The organism is Bradyrhizobium sp. USDA 4341, from assembly GCF_054063755.1.
In genome coordinates, this window is sequence record NZ_JBSSGO010000001.1 from 962,622 (window position 1) to 981,131 (window position 18,510).

The window sequence follows — 18,510 nt, forward strand, 5'->3', positions numbered from 1 at the left end:
TCATGGTGTGTCCCGATCGAGACGATTCCTCGTCGATCTGAGGACGCTAGCGGGTCCCCTGGTAATTCCGAACAGAAAGATTGAGACGACGCCTTCTCGGTTCCGGTATCCCGCCCGATTTCTCGCACTGCGCGAGCCTTCGCTCACATTCGTAGCGAGGGGCTCTCTTCGGGCGGCAACAGCTGAGGTTTGGCAACTGGTGCTAGCTTTTGACCCAGGGCTTTCGCGATCTCGGCGCGGACCAGTTTGGCAATTGTCTCAAGCTCGGAGACGTGGACGCAGAACGTCAGTCTCCCCTCCTCGGGTTGGCAAAATTGCACCCGCAGGTCCCGATCTCCATAGCGAACCACGCCATTTGACCTGAACTCATCCTCCATGGCTTCCCAAGCCGCCTCGACTTTACGCCACCATTTCTTCGGTGAGATCAGCTTGATGTTCAATTTGGATAGCCAGTCATCGGTCTTCGGTTCCGCTCCAGCCAGGTCGCGCTTGCGGAGCAGATAGGCGATATGTTCGATTTTTGACGTCACCCGGTACCGACCGACCTTGTCCAATCCGGATTTCGACTTGAAGCGATCCTCATAGTCCCGCGGGCGCTCCATCTGTTGCGCGATGACGAACCGCGCCATGGTGGGATCATCGACCGTCTCGAAGTAGAAACGCGGGTTGTCCAGGAAACGACCGTTCAGCTCATAGAAGCCGTCCACGATGAAGGTCGTCTGGTCGATTTCCGGTGGCAGGTTGCGATCGATACGGACGCCGCGGCCGCAGCGTTGCACCTCTCTGACGGCGGAGGAGGTTGACCCGAAGTTGAGGATTACCCCTACTCGAGGAGTATCGGTCCCTTCCTCGAGGAGCTTGGCATTCACCACACCGGTGATTCTTCCCGCCTGCAGATCGTCGAGCACCTGTTTTTGCCGTGCCGGCGAATCTCGGCCCGACAGCACCTCCATCCGCATGCCGAGACCGCCGTACCGCCGATTGAATTCGGCCGCAGCCATTTCGGCGTGCTCGATGTCTCGGGTGTACCCGATCGCCGACTTCCCGAAGAGCGCCTGACCGGTCGCTGGATCGACGTGGTGTTGATAGAAATCGAGGATCGAGGTGACGCTCCGTTGTTTCATTGCGGCCGCGCGAGCCTCGAGGTCAGCGGGGAGTTCGCCGGTGAATTTGACACCAAAGATGTAATTGATAACTGGCGCGATGATGCCGTCCTCGCGAAGGCGCTTGGCGCTGATCTTGACGACCTCGTTCTTCTCTCCGAGGAGCGCGTGAAGGTTGCGCTCGTGATCGAAGGCCGGGGTGGCGCTGAACGCCGCGACGATCGTGTTGCCGAGGAACGAGCCGAACACCTCCCGGCGCAGGCTGGACAAGGCCCGATGCGCCTCATCCAGCACCAGCATGTCAACGTCCTCAGGCTTCAGCCGGCCTCTCCGGACCAACCGCACGAACCCCTCATAGGTCATGATGGTGATCGGACGGATGCGAGGCGGAATTGGCTGCCCGTCTGCCGCGATCGCAGCCTGGGAAGCCCAGTGACCTACCGGCAAATCAGGGCAGTTGGTGGCGAAGCGCGCTAAGGTCTGCGAGATCAACGGCCGGGTCGGCACCAGCACGATCGTGTTCGGGAGGGCCGTCACCTCGCCGCGGCTGGTCTTGAAGGCGTCGACCAAGCGCAGGAAGATCTCTGTTTTCCCACCGCCGGTTGGAATGACGCAGATTGCTTGGGGATCAGAGCGAGGATTGCAGAGATGCTCGACCATCGACGCCGTTGCGTCGTTCTGGTGAATCCAATAGTGCGGGTCGTCATAATCCAAATTGGCCGAGGCGCGACGAATGAACGTCCTCAGCGCCGAGATCTCAGACGGTGGCCGGACGAACTGGCGGGAGCCCTCCTCGCGAGAGCGTTCCAGAAGCATGGCAAACGCCGTGCGTCTCTGTTTGGTGTCGGCGGTTTTGGCGCGGGTATCGGCGGCGTACATTCGGCGATCCAGTGAAATCCTTGTCCGCCGATGAAGGTAGAGGCCGGCCCGGAAAGTCCCGAGCTGAATGATTTGGACGTCGGAGCCTCAGCTCCGGCGTTCGCGCTGGATCTCCTTTAGGATCGCCTTCAGGCCGGACTTGTGGACGCGAATGATCTTGTTGTCACCGAGCAGCTTGGCCTTGATGGCGATCCCCGCGACATAGGGCTGCCGGCCGGCGGCCAGGTCGTCCTTGATGCTGTTCAAGATCCTGTCGACGCCCTCGCCTGCGAGCACCCGCAGCCGGTCGCGCCGCAACCATTCCGAAGCGCTCCGGCCGTACTCCATGCCGGTCTGCTCGGCCAATGTCCTCAGCTCTGATCGATGCAGGCAAGCGGTCGTGTGGCCACCGGAACGCCTGAATTCGACGCGGGCGGGACGGTTTCCAAGCATCGGCTGACGGCCGGCGATCAGGTCGGCACGCCAGCGAGCGAAGATATCCTTGAGTTCCTTGTTAAGCGTGGACGTCTTGAAGTGATTGCGGGTGTCGGATAATGCGCACCAATCGGCTGTCTTCGGTCCAATGGGGCCGGGTGCCAGGGAGGGACCCTTGTCCTGGAAGCGGAAGCGGGTGCAGAACCACCCGAGCTCGCTCGCGTTCATGCAGAACACCTTTCGCCGGTTCGATTTGGCGAACCTGGCGTCTACCTTGCGGTTCTCCATCAGCGAGAAGCCTCTCGGATCGAAACCTCTGATCAGGGAGCGCCAGGCGCGCGCCAACCGCTTGCAGTCCGCGGCTGTCGGCAGCTCCAATCGCTTGCTCAAGTCCGTCTTTGATAGGTACCCCTCCTTCCGCTCCGACAGTTTACCAATAAGCGACAATCCGCCGTCCCGTGTCCGTCGAAGATAAGCGACGAGGGCCAGGTGCGGCGCGATCTCGAACCGACCGGCTCGCCGGGAGGGTTTGGGCTTTCGGTCCTTGGGTGTCCGGGAAGCCGGCCGCGCCGCCTCCTTGCGGACAAAGCGCGCGATGCTGGGGTCTCCAATGGTCTCGAAATAGAACCTCGGAGAGCCGATCGGGGCGCCGTTTTGCTCGATGTAGCAATCGAGGATCGACACCGTCTGGTCGATATCGGGGGCGAGATCGAAGTCCCAGCGCACGCCGCGGCCACCCCGCTGGGAGGCCCGCACAGGCGACGACGTTTCTGAGAAGTTCACGATGACGCGGACGGAGGGCAAATCCAGGCCTTCCTGCAGCAGCTTGACGTTCATCACCGCGTGAATTGTGCCTTCCTCAAGCTGCCGCAGCACCTTGGCCTGGCGTGCACTCGAGTCCTTTCCAGTCAGCACGGCGGCCTTGAGGCCGCGGATCCGGTAACGCCGGTTGAACTGTCCGGCCGCGATCCTGGCATGTTCAATATCCGAGCAATAGCCGAGGGTCGGCTTGCCGAGCATCCGCTGTCCGGTCACCGGGTCCTCGTAGCTCTCGTAGAATTCCAGACCGGATCTGACGCTGAGGCGCTTCATGGCCGGCGAGCCGGCGCCACCCTTCGGTGCGCGTCCCTCGAGCGAAATCGCATAGACGTAATTGGCGGCCGGCGCGATGATGCCGTCGTCGCGCAGCCGTCTGGCGCTGATGTTGATGACCTCGTTTTCTTCCCCCAGCAGCAGGTGCAGATCCTGCTCGTCATTGAAGGCCGGCGTCGCGCTGAAACCAGAAATCAGCGTATTGCCGATGAATGATCCGAAGATCTCCTGCCGGAGCTCGGACAGCGCGCGGTGCGCCTCGTCGAGGACCAAATAGTCAACGTCCCTTGCACGGATGCGCCCTTCCCTTACGAGCGCGACGAAGCCCTCGTACGTCATGAGCGTAATCGGCCTGATGCCTTGCGGGATTGCCTCGCCGGCCTCGTTGTAGGCCGGGCTCGAGCAAATGTGGCCCACCTGCATCGACGGCCATTGCTCCCCGGCGCGTTTCAACGTCTGTGCAATGAGGTTCTGGGTGGGAACCAGGATGACCGTGTTGGGGACGAGGGTTTCCGTCCCCTTCACTTCGGTGAAAGCGTCGATCAGGCGCAGGAAGATCTCGGTCTTGCCGCCGGCCGTTGGGACGACACAGATGGTCTGCGGATCACAGTTGCGATCGCCCAGGTGGCGGATAATGGCGCCGGTGGCCTCATTCTGGTGATCCCAGAAGTCCCTGGACTTGAGGTCGATCGTTTTGGCAGCTCTTCGCACCAACCGTCTCAGCTGGTCCATCTGGCCGCCGCTGCGGACGAATCGCCGGCCTTCAATGGTGGCGCGAAACTCTTTCAATCGCTCGGAATAGTAGGAGCCGACGTTCCTGCGAACGCCCTTGCTACGCGCTTTCCTAGCCATTTTTCGAGCCTCTGCCTCGGTGTCTTGCGTATTCTAATCCTTGTGACATTCGACAATCAGCATCAAGGTGCATCGGGATCCTCGACTGTGGATGAGGCGGGCCGGCGCGCGGCTTGTGGGTTGCCTCCTGCCGCGGCTTGTTGCCGATTACCCTGGCGAACTACCCCCTCTGAACGGCAAATAGGCTTCAAATGCCTTACTTCACCGCAGCAATAAGCAGCTACATCCCGATGCTCGTGGCCATACTGGCGCGGCCGCTCAAGGCCGCGATCGCAACCCTGTTGGTAGCTGCGATCTATGCGGCACTGTTCTCGCTGACCCGGGATCAGCGAGCCTCGTGATGCCTATGAGGGCGTCGTATCGAATCCTTGGTTTTCCCCGATATACGCTGGATCTGATCGAGGTTCGCGTTGACCACCCATGTGACCGGTGCTCTTCATCGAAGCAAGTCGTATCGGTGTTTTGACAAGGAGTTTCACCGTGAAGCCCAAAATTCTCGTCGCCGTCCTGTCGGCCGCGCTCGTTGTCCCCTTTGCGGTCGGAAAGACTGCTGCCCAGAGCGCGCTTCCCGCGCCGACGGCCGATCTTCAACTCGCCGATGTGCCGTCGGCAGACGCCTTGTTGCCTCCGGCAAGCGATGTTGCGAAGCGGGCGCCCAAGGCGAAAGCGGCCAAGTCCGCAGCCTCGGTGAAGTCGTCCGCGGCGCCAGCCAAAGGCTCGGCCAAGCATTCCAAGAAGAAGGCGACCATCACGGCAGCGCCCCTCAAGCCGATGAAGAAGTCCAAGGCAAAGACCGCCAAGGCCGAGCCCTTGCCTGCGTTCGTCGACCAGGCTCCGCAGGACAATGCGAAGCTTACCGGTGGCGCGGCATGGGCGAAGCTTGTCGGCAACTCGCTTTCGGGAATGTACGACGGCAAAATGCTTGTCGACGCCTACATGCCCGATGGCACCGTCAAGTCGAAGCTCGGCGACACTGTGCAGACCGGACGCTGGGGCCTCGTCGACAACAAGGTGTGTTTCCAGTACGCGCCCGAGGAAACGCAGGCCACGTGCTATTCCATTGAAATGGATGGGTCGGCCGTCACCTTGACCAGCCCTGAGGGCGAGAACATCCTGCTCTCGATGGGGCAGGGTCTGCCGACCGACTTTTAAGCTGATGACGAGGAAAGGCCCGGCCAACGCCGGGCCTTTTGCTAACAGTCTGTTTTCGCATCCGGCATCACTCGCAGATGCGCAGGCGCCTCCAGCCGAATGGCGTCGGCTCCCGCACTACCCGGCAGGTTTCATCATAGTAAGACGGTGAAGCCAGGGAATATCCGTAAGGGACCTGTCGATAGCCGCGATCCTCCCCGAGGTAACCACGGTAGCCCTCGCCATAGGCGTAAGGCGCATAGGGATAGGTGTAGCGCTCTCGATAATAGACCGGACCGTAGGGACCTGTGGCTCCGATCATGGCGCCGGGGGCCGCTCCTGCCACCAGTCCCGGGAACCAGGCATCGTTTGCCTTGGCCGGCGCGGACAGGTTCGCGAGCGTGATGGCGGCCGCCATCAGGGTAAAAAGCGTGTTCTTGCGCATCTCGGTGCTCCTTCTTGTTCAGCTCCTGAAACGAATTCCTCCTAGCGCATTGCGGAGGCGTTGCGGTTCAACTGGTCGCGCAGGGCCAAGAACTGCTGCGCCGTTCGCTCCTGCCATGAGAGCCCTTGCCCCTGAACCTGACGCCATCGGATCGCAAGCCTCGTCGTCTTGACCTTGCTCGACGAAGCGTCGACCGCGACCTCAAACGGGAGATCCTGGATGGTCATCTTGGCAACCCCGCGAACGAGGTCGAAATTGTTCGGATCATCGCCGGTGCGCTGTCCACGTCCGTTCATGTTGGCGGCCAGAAGCTTCATGATCCGCTCCGCATGCTGGGACAGATCATCGCCTTCCGCGACCATGACGACGGATTCAACCTGATAGGCGAAGTGGATCGGCACGACGTCCGGCAGCTTCTGGCAAATCGGGATCGCGGGCGTGCAGGAACGGATGAAGTGATTGCCGAGGTTAAGTCGTTCGCGCCAGGCCCCGACGATCAGTCCCGGGACGCCATAGAGCGTCTCGCTCATCAGTCGCATGCCGTTCGGCTCCATGTTGACGGTCATGGTGAACGGTACGCCGTCGAGATACATCGGCTTCACGCGGATCTGGATTGGCTCCCACATTGCCAGCGCAACGCCCGCCTGATTGTTGGGTGGGATCGACAGCACCACCTTGTTGATCGGAGCCTCGGTCGCAGCACCCTGCGCCACGTTCTCCAGCACCCTTGAGAAAGCCATGCCATCCGGATCCACGGCCTTCGCCTTGCCGGCCGGGATCAAGGACTGGACGAAGTTACGGAACACTTCAGGCGCAAGCTCCCGGCCTTCGCCCGGGAAATTCAGCTCGATCGAACGGTGGACGTCGGTCGTCGTGAAACGGACGTTCAGCGTGTACTTTCCCGGGAACTGCTGGATCCGGCAAAATACCTCCAGCGGACCGTCCGAAGGGGCTATGCCAAGATAGAAAGGCGTGTCTGTCCCTTGCGAAAGGGCGGCCGGACAGGCGGCGGACGCCGCGCTGGCAAACAGGGCCAGGCAGGCAGCCAGAGCTGCTCCCGGCAGCGTTGGTCGTCTCATCAAGGATTACCCCAATTATCCTCCCGTCATCTTGAAGGAATCAGCCAGGGACAGCAAGGATTAGAATGCGCCACGCTGTTGACGGGCCCCTCCTGCCGCAGGCATTGTCGAGGTTAGCCGGCCTTTGGAAGGCCGGCCGTATCGGGGATTTTCGACATGCTTCAGCTCTTGAACGGTGCGCTGCGCCGGATGGTTTCTGCGTCCGAAATCGTCCGTGGAGAGGCCAATCCCGAGCCACAGCGCAAGCGTTCCGCAGGTCCCGTCGAAGTCGTCGTCGCCGAGCTCCCGCCGCGTGCGCTCACAATTGGCCCCCTACCCTGGTATTTCGCGGCACCGCGGATTGCGATGTGCGCCATTCAGGTCTTCATGGCGCCTTTTGCCTTCTTCGTTAAGATCTGCGAGGTCGTCGTTTCTGTCACCTTCACCGCGATGGTGGCCGTCATTTTTGCCTGGTGGTTCAAGTTCATTCCAGACAGCGATGTCGGCCTGGTCATTGCAAGCCTCGGCGATCGCGTTCAGGGCATCCTCAAGGGCGTCGGAGCCCTCTAGGATGCCACAGCTTGCGCGCGTAGCGCATTTTACTGTTTTGGCCGCCCGCTCTGTGGTTGCCGTTTTTGCCGCGTCCACCGCAGCCATCATTGCTTGCGGCGTAGTTCCGGTGCTGCTGATGCGGATGCCGTTCTCGGCAATGCTCTATCCGTCCCGGCCGTTCCTCCTGTTCGCGTTGGCTTACTCGGCGACCGTGGGCATCCCCTTCTTCTACGTTTTGTCTCGGCGCCGGCGGCTCATTGCCGGGACCTACATGCGTTATGGCGTCGAGCTCGCCTGTCTCGCCATGATCGCCCTTGGCTTCGATTATTCGGCTCCGTCTCTCTTCGAGGTTCGGAGACTGTTCGATCTCAGCTGGATTGTCCTGACCAGCGGCGTGCCCGCTGGCCTGGTTGCCGGCGCCATCGCCCACCAGGCGATGACTGTCGCGCGGCCATAGCGGCTTGCTGGGCGAGGATGCAGGATGCCCGCCAGCTCCAAGGAGACGAGATATGCCAGACGCTACGAGACAGCGAGCGACCGAAGCCGCAGCCAAGGATTCGACTGAAGCCGAGATCCTCGATGCTCGGGCGCGCATTGAGTTCGAAATCCCCACCTCAAAGGGGGATTTGACCGAAGCGGCGAAGTCGGCCCCTAAGGCTCCGGCGGGGAAACAGAACACTCCGGGCTCCCACGCTCCGGGCCGCACCATGGACAACGAGGAAGTCCGTGCGCGCATGGCCGGCATCAACCTCGGTCCGGAAGCAACGGCGAGGGCCAACCATTTGCTGGGCCACCTTTTCGAGCAGGGTGCCGCTTATGGCATTCGCGACGAGATCGACGACGCGACGGCCGCCCGTATCGCCGGCCAGGCCCGCGGAGCAAACCATCTGGGTCACCCTCATCGCGAAGTGATCGAGGCCCGATCGGTCCGACAGATCCCAAATTTCGGTGAGGCGCCCCGCGACGCGCTCGTTCCGGTCCCTGCGCGTGTCCCGACAAACGATCTGGCGGTGCGCGGCGGCGGAGTTGTTCCGGTCGAACCGCAAGCACCGTGCACCGCGCTGACGGTCCAGGAGCGCCTTCCAGGGTTTGTCAGCAACGACGTGCGCTGGCTGACCATTGCGCAAACACCGCGTTACCCGCAGCAGTTGATCCGAGCATTTGGTCGCAGAATTTTTCGAGGTTTCCCGTGTTTCGCGGAACATGAGCGGCAGGCACAAGAGACCGGCGAGCCCGATCCGCTCGCGACTATCCATCTGCTTGCCAATATTCGTGGACAAGGACCTTCGACTGAACGGGAGTTGGACATCGTCGCAACCTGGATCCGGCAGAACGGCACCGTCATCCGAAGCGAAGAGCTTGAATTCCCGATCGCCATGCCCGGTTATCGGCCGGAGGTTGTTCTGCTCGTCACTGCGGACGAGAGCTTCCTCCTCGTGCGCGAGACCCTTGAACGCGGCGCGCGGGGGAATTCGACGTACATCTACCGATGGAACGGGGGCGTCCAGCCGTATCTCAACATGCTAGGTCAAGCCCGGATCGCGCGATTGGTCGAACAGCCGGCGCTCCCCCCGCCTGCGGCGGCACCGCGTGAGTTGCCGCAGGCGAACCGCGGGCTTCCGGCTGCTGCATTCCGGCCGGCGCTCGAAGACCGCAAGGCACGGATCGCGGCGCTTCCGATGGCGCCTTCTTCGGTCCGCGATGGCGTCTCTCCGCTTCAGAAGCTCCTGAATATCGGTTTCACGCGGCATGCGGACGACAACGGTCCGGCGCTGATCGCCACGGCCGCCGACGGGACCGAATTCCACGTCTCGGCGATGCCGGGGCTTCGGCTGATTGACGGAAACATCTTCTGCCTGAAGATCAGCGAGGGCGATGACGACGAGCGGCTGGCTGGGGTCAGTGTCGAGGAAATCCAGGCGCGTTTTGCGGATTGCTCTCCGCAGCCGGGTGTCCGATGAGCATGACGATCCCGCCGCGCTGGTGGGCCATCGATACGGAGGGCTGCGGGACAGCTGCAAAACGTCTGATCGAAGTCTCCTTCGTGGAGTTGGTCTATCTTCGGCCGACAGGTTTCGTCCGCACCTGGCGGATCGATCCTCAGGGGCCGATCTCACCCTATGCGGTTCGGGTCCACGGCATCCGCCGGTCTGACCTGGAGGGGTGCCCGACCATTCAGGAGATAGCGCCAGACATCCTCAAGCTGCTCGAGGACCTTCCGATCTTTGGTCATGGCATCGGCAACGATATAGGCCCTCTACGCCGGGATTTGCCAAATTGGAAACCGGTAGCGGCGTGCGATACCCAGCGGTTGGCCGAGGTGCTCATGCCGAGGGCGGCAAGCTTCAAACTGACCAGGGTTGGCGATGCGCTTGGCCTCACCAGCCGCGCGCGGAGCCTGACCAAGGCGTTTCCGCATTCCGCACCGTTCGATGCAGCGCTTTCTGGTCTCGTGGCCGGCCACCTGCTGCAAAAGCTCGAGCCGAAGCGGGCAATCGAGCTTCTTGAGCAGGTCAACATTCTCCGTAAGGAGAACCCCAAGCCATTCAGTGGTCATTCGCGACAGCAACCGGATACGTCGGCCCCGACGCCCGCCTGAAATACCGGCGGCGGCCTAACGGCCGTTGTCTGCGGACCAGATTTTGAGGAGATCCTGCGCCAACTGGCTCGAAGCCTCGGACATCTTGCGTCCGTGGGCCTCCCGGGCCGACGCGAACATCCTTCCCCTCTGCCAGAGCTCGACGCGAGCGAAGGACTCTCGCTTGGTCGCGGCAAGCGGCACCTTCTGAAAGTCGTAGAGCGATACCGCGATATGCGTGACACAGGGGGCATTCACGACATTTTCGATCGCGAGCGCCATGACGTCCGCCTTGACGTAGATCGTTGTGACCTGTGCATCGTTCTTCGCCGCAGCATCGTCGACCAGGGTGAGCGGTCCCCCGGTAAGTTTTGCCGAGAAAGCGTCCCGGATATTCTGCGCGGTCACTCCGCAGGCCGTGGCTTCCTGCGATACGTCCTCCACGATGAGGTTGACTTTGCCGACGTCCTTGAGCGCGTTGTCCCTTGTCTGGGCATTTGCGACCGGAAACAGGCCAAGAACAGCGATGACCGCTAGAAGCGAAGATTTGCGAAGGAGGTTCATTTTCTCACCAACTCATCGACATGTTGCCCAAGGGGCCGATCTGCATTCCAGTTATCCAACTTGCCGATCACGGCGCGATCGTGATCGAGAAACCATTTGTCGCCGTTTGCCCCATGCCGTCCACGTAAGAGATGTTTCCGTTCCATGTACCGGCAGTTGTCGGCGTACCTGTGATCGCCCCCGTGGTCGAGGAGATAGTGAGACCGAGCTGCGCGAGCGTTGAACCGCTCGTAGTTGTCGCGGTGAAGCCGTTGTAATAAGGCGATCCACCGCCCAAACGAGGCGTGTACGCATAGGCCGTTCCAACCTTGCCGGACGGAGGCGTTCCGGCAATCGTCGGGGACGCGTTGACGGTGATCGTCACAGTCACGCTGGTTGCAGTGCGATTACCGGAGTCTTTGGCCGTGAATGTGCCAGTCCAAGAACCAGAGGCGGTCGGCGTACCGCTCACGACAACGGTCGCCGTTCCGCTGGAAACGTTCGACGACTGAAGAAAGCTCAGTCCGGCCGGGAGCGCTCCCGATATCGTGGTTGGCGATTGGAACGTGAACGGACCGCTGCCGTACGGCGTCAATGAGAAAGTCCGTCCAGTCTGGCCGACGTCCCATATCTGGGAATTTGGCGAAACAGCAAGCTGAGGTGATGTCGAGGAATATACGGTTGCGTAGTAAGTTTGCGTGGTGAAGTAATTGAAATTGGCGTCCCCGGCCTGGATGACATAGGTGTATTGGCCCGGTGTCGTCGCCGTACCGCTCCAGGTGTTGGAGGACTGTGTAATGGTGACGCCTGGCGGTAATGTGCCGCTATAGAAGAAGTATCTGTACGGTGTGACACCGCCGGTGAGCGTGAGACCCGCGGTATAGCTCGTATTGACCTGCAACACCGCGTATTGACCGGTCATCGTTCCGCCGAACACATTTGCAGATGGCGACGCCGCCGACACTGAAATCGATGCTGTGACCTGATTCCCAGCGCTATCGCGCACTCCCACCACGCCGGTCGAGACACGGCTCGCGACAGTGATCGGCCCTGTCAGACTGCCGGTGGCCGGATTGAACGTCAGTCCAAGGTCGGAAAACTTATACTGGCTGCTTGCGTCGTTTACGATCCAGTAGCTGTACGGCGGAGAACCGCCGGCGGTCGTTGCCGTTGTCTGGAATGCGCCTCCGACCGACGTATTGACGGCCGCAGGTACGTTGTAAGTCATTGTCAGTGCAGCAGTCACCGTGATGGTGAACTGCGCACTTGTCGTGCTGTTTCCGCCGTTGTCCGTGACGGTGACCGTTCCCGTCCACGAACCCGCAGACGTTGGTGTTCCACCGAATTTGATTTGGTTCGCGACGATCGATGCCGAGAGCCCCAGTGCGCCAAGTGTGCCCGTCACGTTGGTGACGGAAACCGCAGAATACGTGCCCGTTCCTCCCGTAACATTGGGAATGTAAGAATAACTCGAGTTTGTCGTTCCGGCCGGAATAGTTCCGAGCGTAATCGTCAGACTGGGATTGATAACCACCGCGAACGACGTCTGAGTGGCCGCAGTCGCACCGTCCGTGTCGGTGGCGCGGATCGTCAGCGAGGACGCGGTGCAGGACGAACTGGGGGTGCCGTCAATCACGCCAGTGTCTGTATGGAAGACGAGTCCCGGGCAGACCACGCCCAACGTGATCGGCGATCCCGACGACAGCAGTGCGTAGTTGATCGTCCCCACCTTGTTGTTCACGGATGGAGCAAGGGTCGCTGCGATCCCCGAATTAGGTATTCCCGAGATCGTTCCGGATGGTCCACCGGAAATCGTCAGAACCGGGTTCACAACCAGAGAGAACGCCGACGTATCGACCGAGCCCGCAAGGCTGTCGGTTACGCGCAGTTTGATGCCGTTTGTCGTTCCCGACACCGGCGAGGACCATGTGACGCTGCCGTCGGTCGGTGATGCGGTCGCGCCCGAAGGAAGCGTGACACCACTCGGTGAAATCGACCACGTGTATGTGCCGGTACCGCCTGAGACAACGGCGCCTGTGGCAACGGAGTTCATGGGTGTTCCGACGCGCGCCAGCAGGTTCGATGGCTGCGTCGTGACCGAGAGAGCGTTGACTATGGTGATCGTCTGCGACACTGAGGCCGCCGAGCTATGGCCTTGAGCATCCACCGCCTTCACCGTGAAAGTAGCTGGCCCGGCAGTCGTGGGAGTGCCGGCCAATATGCCGCTTGCTGGGTCGAGAGCTAGGCCCGCAGGAATGGCGCCGCTTGCAACGGACCACGTGTACGGCGCAACCCCACCACTAACCAGGAGAGGCCCGCTGGAATAGCCGTTGCCGACTACGCCGGTAGCGGTGAAATTTCCGGTTGGCGAGGAGAGCCCCGGCGAGATGGCTATACCGAACGGGCTCGACGTGGTCGCGGCGGTGCCGTCGTTCGAATCCGAAATCCTGATCGTCAAATTCGCCGCATTGCAAGTTGCGGTCGGCGTGCCGGAGATAACGCTATTTGCCGTGTTGAACGATAAGCCCGGACAAGCGCTCGACAGCGTCACTGGCGACCCGCTTTGCAGCAATGCAAACGTTCCGGTGCCAACGAGCCCCGAGACGGACGGCGCCGGGCTTGTCGGGATCGCATTGCCGACCGAGCCTGTCATCGTCCCGGAAGGTCCGCCGGAGATCGAGAGCGGTGGGTTAACGGTGAGCGTTCCGATCGTTCCGGTACCAGTCGACGTGCCATCCGATGTCGCGGTTGCTGAGAGCGAAAACCTCGTCTGAGCGGCGACCGATGGCGCGGTGCCAGAGAAGGTAGCGCTAGACGTGTTGCCGGAAGATGTAAGAGCGAGATCCGGCGACGTCGGCGCCTGCGCCAATGCCCAGGACGGAGTCGTGCGGCTCGAAGTCAGCGTACCGGAGATGGCAGCGCCGGACCGCACCGTTGTCGGCGCATTCAGAGTCCCTGACGCGGTCGCGCTCGAGACGTTGATCGTCGTCTGCAACCCCGCGGATCCCGATGAAACGTTGTTGGCGTCCGTCAGGTAAACGAAGAAGCTGTATGCGCCGGCGGTTGTGGGCATGCCCGTCAGCGAGCCATCAGGATTGAGAGTTAAGCCGGGCGGGATTGTCCCAGAATAAAGATGGTAGACGTACGGTGGAGTGCCTGGGCCGCCCGATGTCGCCGGTTTCACGCTTGAGTAGGGCGACCCAATTTGAGCTGACGTGGTGTACGTTCCGCTATTCGATGGGGTCTGGGTGATTGCCACCGTCTGCGTTGGCGACGCCGGAGACGCAACCGAGAACGCGTCAGTGACCTTCAGGGCAAAACTATAGGTGCCTTGCGCGTTTGGCGTGCCAGACACCAAGCCGGTCGAGGGATTGAGCGATATGCCGCCCGGCAACGAACCTGAGGCAACCGACCAGGTATAAGGCGCGGTGCCGCCGTGCGTCGTCAGCGGTCCGCTCGAATAGGCCACTCCGGCAATGCCGGAGGAGGTCATGGTACCGGTCGGCGCCGACTGCGCTGGCCCGATCGTGATGGAGAAGGGCAACGAGGTGACGCTCGAGCCGTCCGCCGAATCAACCGCGGTGTAGGTAAGATTGGTCGGGGAACATACCGCCGCGTTGGCGCTCGAGATGCGCCCCGAAGTTGTATCGAAGGTCATACCGGGGCAAAGCGAAGAGATCGCCACCGGCGAGCCATTCTGGTTCAGCGACCAGGTCGCCGTTCCGATCTTGTTTGACAGCGTCGGCGCCGTGAATGAGACCGAGTTGGGCGCCTCGCCCGTGAAGTTCGGGACAGCGGCGATCGAAAATGCCGGATATACGCTGACTGCGACCGGCGACGACACCATTGTGTAAAGGTTATCCGCGGTCTTGGCCGTCCAGGTGACGGAGAATGTGGTTTGTGATCCCACCGAAGGCGCGGTGCCTCTCCAGGTGGAAGCTGTGCCCGAAAGGCTGAGATCCGGCGTGGTCGGCGTCTGTGCGACCAAAATCGTTGGTGCGGAGAAAGTCGAGGAGAACGTGCCTGAGATTGGCTGACCAGCATGCACGGCCTGCGACGCCGGAGCGACGACGAATGTTGCGGGCGCGACCGTCACCGTTTGCGCAGACGAAGTCGGCGAGGACCTGCCGAATGAGTCAGTCCGCTTAACCGTGAAGGTGAACGTCCCGGTTGTCGTCGGCACTCCTGACAGCACGCCGGAGGACGCGTTGAGCGAAAGGCCTGTCGGCAGGGCACCCGAAGCGAGCGACCATGTGTAAGGGCCGCTGCCGCCGGTCGTGGTAAGCGGACCACTCGAATAATCGGTGCCGGCGGTCGCCGCAGATGCGAAGCTCCCGGACGGCGCGGTGAGCGCCGAGGCGATCGTCAACGCGAACGGAGCGGAAGTTGACGCGGTCGCGCCGTCGAAAGCGTCCGTTGCGCGGATCGTCAGGTCGGTCGCGATGCAGGAAGCCGACGGCGTACCGTAGATAACGCCGTTCAAGGGATTGAATGATAATCCAGAACAGGAACCGGGGAGCGCGATCTCCGTCCCGCTTTGTAGCAAAGCGTAACTGATGGTGCCGACCCCAGTTGTGCCGACCGATGCCGCAGGGGTGGCTACAATCGCGAGGCCAATCTCACCAATGACATCGGAAGGCGGCCCGCCCGTGATCGAGAGTGTTGGTTCGACCGTGATAGTGAGCGGCGCCCCCGAGGCTGAGTACGAGCCAGACGCCGCCTTGGCGGTTACGGTGTAGGTGGTTTGTGACGCGACACTCGGCGCTACCCCCGAAATATTAGACCCGACCGCGGTGAGGTTTAGGCCGATTGGGGACGAAGCGAATGACCATGTCGCTCCGGACAGATTGGTTGCGAGGGACCCGATGATTGATGCCCCCGAACGCAATTGCGCCGGTGACGTGAACGAGGCACTGGCGACTGGCACTGCAACTGCAAATGCCATCGAGGCCGCCGTGCTGCGACCATCAGCGTCGGTAACGGTGATGCCAGCATTTGACGTCTGGCCAGTCACCTGCGAGGCGGTGACCGCGCTGCCAGAAAGGCTCATTCCGGTGGGCAGTGTGCCCGAACTCAACACATAAGAATAAGGCGCGTGACCGCCGGACGTCAGTGTTGTCAGATCAAACGAATACGCGTCGCCGAGCGTGGCGGTGGACGGCACACCTATCAGCGACGGTGCGGTTGCGACCGAGATGGAGAATGGTGTCGACGCCGATGTAGCGTTGCCATCTGCTGCCGATACGGTGAGTGGGCCAACGGCGCCGATGTCACTGGTGCCAGGCGTACCCGACAATAGGCCGGTCGTCGCGTCCAAGGAAAGCCATGTCGGAAGGAAGCCGGACGTGACCGAAAACGACGCTGATGAGGTCCCGCCCGTTGTCAGGAACTGCGCGGAATAGATTTGTCCAACGGTTGCTGCCGCGGCGGGAGACCCCGAGATTGCAAGCGCGTCTGCAATGAAGATCGAGTGGTGGAAGCCCGCGTCCGCGGACGGTGCGGCGGCAACCATTCCAATGCTGTCGGTGACCTTGTAGACAAATTCAGGCGTAATTCCTGGCCGGACCGGCGTACCAGACAGAGTCCCGCTCGCACTGTCCAAGGTAAGTCCGAATAGTTGCAGGCTTGTCGGTGTTCCCGACGGCCAATCCGTGAGGGAGAACACGTACCCACCAGCGCCACCCGATACTGTCGGCGTGACGAGATAAGGCTCACCGACGGCGCCTGGCACCGGATTGAAGCTGACCGTGAGTTGATCGAATACGGTCATGTTGGCATTGCGCGCAATGGTGCGGCCGACCGAGTCGATGGCGGTGACAATGACGCCGTACGTGATGCCGCCACCGAGCTGCGGTTGACCGGAAATGATGCCGCTGGAAGGATCGAGCGAGAGACCTCCAGGAAATGCGCCGCTCACCACGTAATTGTAGGGCGGTCGACCTCCGCTCGCGAATAACTGATAGAAATAATTGCCGCCCTTGACGCCATATGGGAACGCCGGAGTGGCAAGATCGATCGGCAACGCGACCGAGATCGTGAAGGTTGCTGTAGCGACATCCCCCTCGGAGTCGGTGACGCGTAGCGTGTAGGTGTTCGTCGAGGTTGCGGTTGGCGTGCCCGACAAAATGCCGTCGGACGATAGCGTCAGGCCGAGAGGAAGGCTGCCGGAGGCGATGTCGAAGATATAGCCGCCGCTACCGCCGTTTGCCGTGAAGTTTGCTGAGTACGGCGTGCCAATATCGGCTCTGGACGGCGGCGATCCCGCGATGGTTAGCGGCGGTCCATCAACAGGCACGATCGTGATGGTGAAGGGATTGGAGTCTGCGGTATGGCCCACCGAGTCGGTCACCCGTACTTGCAGCGGCGAGTAGGTACCGATGTACGTCGGCACACCGGTGATCGATGCTTGGGCCTGGGATGTTTTTACCAGGGAGAGGCCAGGAGGAAGTGCTGCTCCGACCAAAGAAAAGGCGTAGCCCGTGCCGGAGCCCTCAAAGCCAACAAAGTCGGCAGAATAAGATCTTCCGACCTGCCCGTACGAAGCCGGGTTGCCCGAGATCATCAGTTGCGGGGCGTCCGCAACTATGATCGAGAACGAATTGGAAAGCGCAATGTGTGCTTCCGAATCCCTCACCCGCACCTGGATCCCCGAGTATGTTCCTGCAGTGGAGGGCACTCCCGCAATCACGCCGGTCGCTGACAGCGTCAGTCCATCGGGGAGTGCGGCACCGACGAGATCAAAGACAAAGCCTACGCCGGAGCCGCCCGAGGCCGAAAAGTTTGCCGAATACGACACCTCCACTTGCCCTGTCGATGCGGGTGATCCCACGATGACGAGTGGCTGCTCAGCACTCACCGCCGAAACGCTGATCGTCTGATCCGTGGTTCTGGCGACCCGCCCGTCTTGGTCATTGACCACGATTTGGACTGGGAACTCCCCCGAAGTAGATGGTGTACCGCTGATCGTGCCGGACGTATTCGAAAATACCAGGCCGGGTGGCAATGAGCCGTCGATAGCGAACACGAGCGGTGCATGGCCACCGCTCGTCGATGGAGACGTCAAATAGCCGTCACCGACGCGGCCCGCGGCGGCGGTCCACGCAATCGACAATGGATCTGTAATCAAAATATCGAACGGAGATGAACTAGCTGTGCGGCCGGCGGCGTCCTGACCGGTAACGCTAATGCCCGGGTACAATCCGGCACGAGAGGGCATACCCGCCAGAAGGCCATTCGCTTGGCCAAGTGATAATCCTGGCGGCAACGTTGAGGTGGTTCCGAACGAATAGGGAGAAATCCCTCCGACGCCTGCGAACTGCACTGAGTAGGGCAATCCGACTGTACCTGTACCCGAGGGCACGCCCACGACCGAAAGCGGGCCGTCGACCTGAATGGCAATTGACGCTTGCGCCGTGCTGGCTGTGCCCGTATCGGCGGCACGCAAGACCGCCGCGAAGCTCCCGATCTGAGTGGGCACCCCCGCGATTGTCCCTGTGGCATCGTTGAGGACTACGCCTGACGGCAATGCCCCCGACAGAACTGAATAGCTGACAGTTCCCGTCGCGCCGGTGACGATTGAGCGAGCGGAGTAGGATTGTCCGGTGGTCGCCGTCGATGGACCGCTGATCGAAAATGATATGTGCTGTCCGCCGGGATTCGTCGGCGTCCCGGGATCGACGATTTGACCGGTCGGCGACTTCATCCGGAAGTACGACCATTGGGCCGCTTGGGGCTGGCGTCAACAACAGCGACACCGCCACCACCGCTGCTGTACATTCCCTTATCAATTGAAACGACATTACGAACCCCGTCCGGCGGCGATAATACCGTCGGAAGCGTAGCGATGGGCGGTTGCCCAATCAA

At 61.4% G+C, this 18,510-nt stretch carries 11 protein-coding genes; 5 read left to right on the top strand and 6 right to left on the bottom strand.

From position 1 onward, the window contains the following. Positions 1 to 143 precede the first annotated feature (143 nt). A complete protein-coding gene (locus ACVIGB_RS04780; RefSeq protein ID WP_456717878.1) occupies positions 144 to 1,982 on the bottom strand; it encodes a DEAD/DEAH box helicase in 1,839 nt (612 codons plus the stop codon). Positions 1,983 to 2,069: 87 nt separating this feature from the next. Further along, entirely contained in the window at positions 2,070 to 4,340 is a 2,271-nt protein-coding gene (locus tag ACVIGB_RS04785; protein ID WP_456717877.1) for a DEAD/DEAH box helicase, read from the bottom strand. A gap of 480 nt (positions 4,341 to 4,820) precedes the next feature. Here ACVIGB_RS04785 and ACVIGB_RS04790 point away from each other — a divergent pair, with 480 nt between their 5' ends. Further along, positions 4,821 to 5,492, top strand: a complete 672-nt coding sequence (locus ACVIGB_RS04790; RefSeq protein ID WP_456717876.1) for a hypothetical protein — start codon at positions 4,821 to 4,823, stop codon at positions 5,490 to 5,492. Positions 5,493 to 5,559: 67 nt separating this feature from the next. On the opposite strand, the gene ACVIGB_RS04795 is transcribed toward ACVIGB_RS04790, so the two are convergent. Together ACVIGB_RS04795 and ACVIGB_RS04800 are read right to left on the bottom strand one after the other, a co-directional pair. Then, entirely contained in the window at positions 5,560 to 5,916 is a 357-nt protein-coding gene (locus ACVIGB_RS04795; protein ID WP_456717875.1) for a hypothetical protein, read from the bottom strand. 41 nt (positions 5,917 to 5,957) lie between these two features. Then, positions 5,958 to 6,995 (bottom strand): hypothetical protein, encoded by a 1,038-nt coding sequence (locus tag ACVIGB_RS04800; RefSeq protein WP_456717874.1) that lies wholly within the window; start codon positions 6,993 to 6,995, stop codon positions 5,958 to 5,960. Between the two features lie 168 nt (positions 6,996 to 7,163). Here ACVIGB_RS04800 and ACVIGB_RS04805 point away from each other — a divergent pair, with 168 nt between their 5' ends. Genes ACVIGB_RS04805 through ACVIGB_RS04820 form a run of 4 tightly spaced genes read left to right on the top strand, consistent with a single transcriptional unit; the run spans position 7,164 to position 10,125 of the window. After that, positions 7,164 to 7,544: a hypothetical protein gene (locus ACVIGB_RS04805; RefSeq protein WP_456717873.1), complete on the top strand. Its 381-nt coding sequence runs from the start codon at positions 7,164 to 7,166 to the stop codon at positions 7,542 to 7,544. 1 nt (position 7,545) lies between these two features. Next, entirely contained in the window at positions 7,546 to 7,983 is a 438-nt protein-coding gene (locus tag ACVIGB_RS04810) for a hypothetical protein (RefSeq protein WP_456717872.1), read from the top strand. Between the two features lie 52 nt (positions 7,984 to 8,035). Next, complete coding sequence (locus tag ACVIGB_RS04815) at positions 8,036 to 9,487, top strand: hypothetical protein (protein ID WP_456717871.1); 1,452 nt, start codon at positions 8,036 to 8,038, stop codon at positions 9,485 to 9,487. Continuing rightward, positions 9,484 to 10,125, top strand: coding sequence for a 3'-5' exonuclease (locus tag ACVIGB_RS04820; RefSeq protein ID WP_456717870.1), 642 nt, complete (start codon positions 9,484 to 9,486; stop codon positions 10,123 to 10,125). Before ACVIGB_RS04815 ends, ACVIGB_RS04820 begins: the two co-directional genes overlap by 4 nt. A gap of 15 nt (positions 10,126 to 10,140) precedes the next feature. Here the strand turns inward: ACVIGB_RS04820 and ACVIGB_RS04825 are convergent, their stop codons facing one another. Next, positions 10,141 to 10,668, bottom strand: a complete 528-nt coding sequence (locus ACVIGB_RS04825; RefSeq protein ID WP_456717869.1) for a hypothetical protein — start codon at positions 10,666 to 10,668, stop codon at positions 10,141 to 10,143. Between the two features lie 67 nt (positions 10,669 to 10,735). Further along, complete coding sequence (locus ACVIGB_RS04830) at positions 10,736 to 18,349, bottom strand: beta strand repeat-containing protein (protein ID WP_456749099.1); 7,614 nt, start codon at positions 18,347 to 18,349, stop codon at positions 10,736 to 10,738. Between the last annotated feature and the right edge of the window lie 161 nt (positions 18,350 to 18,510).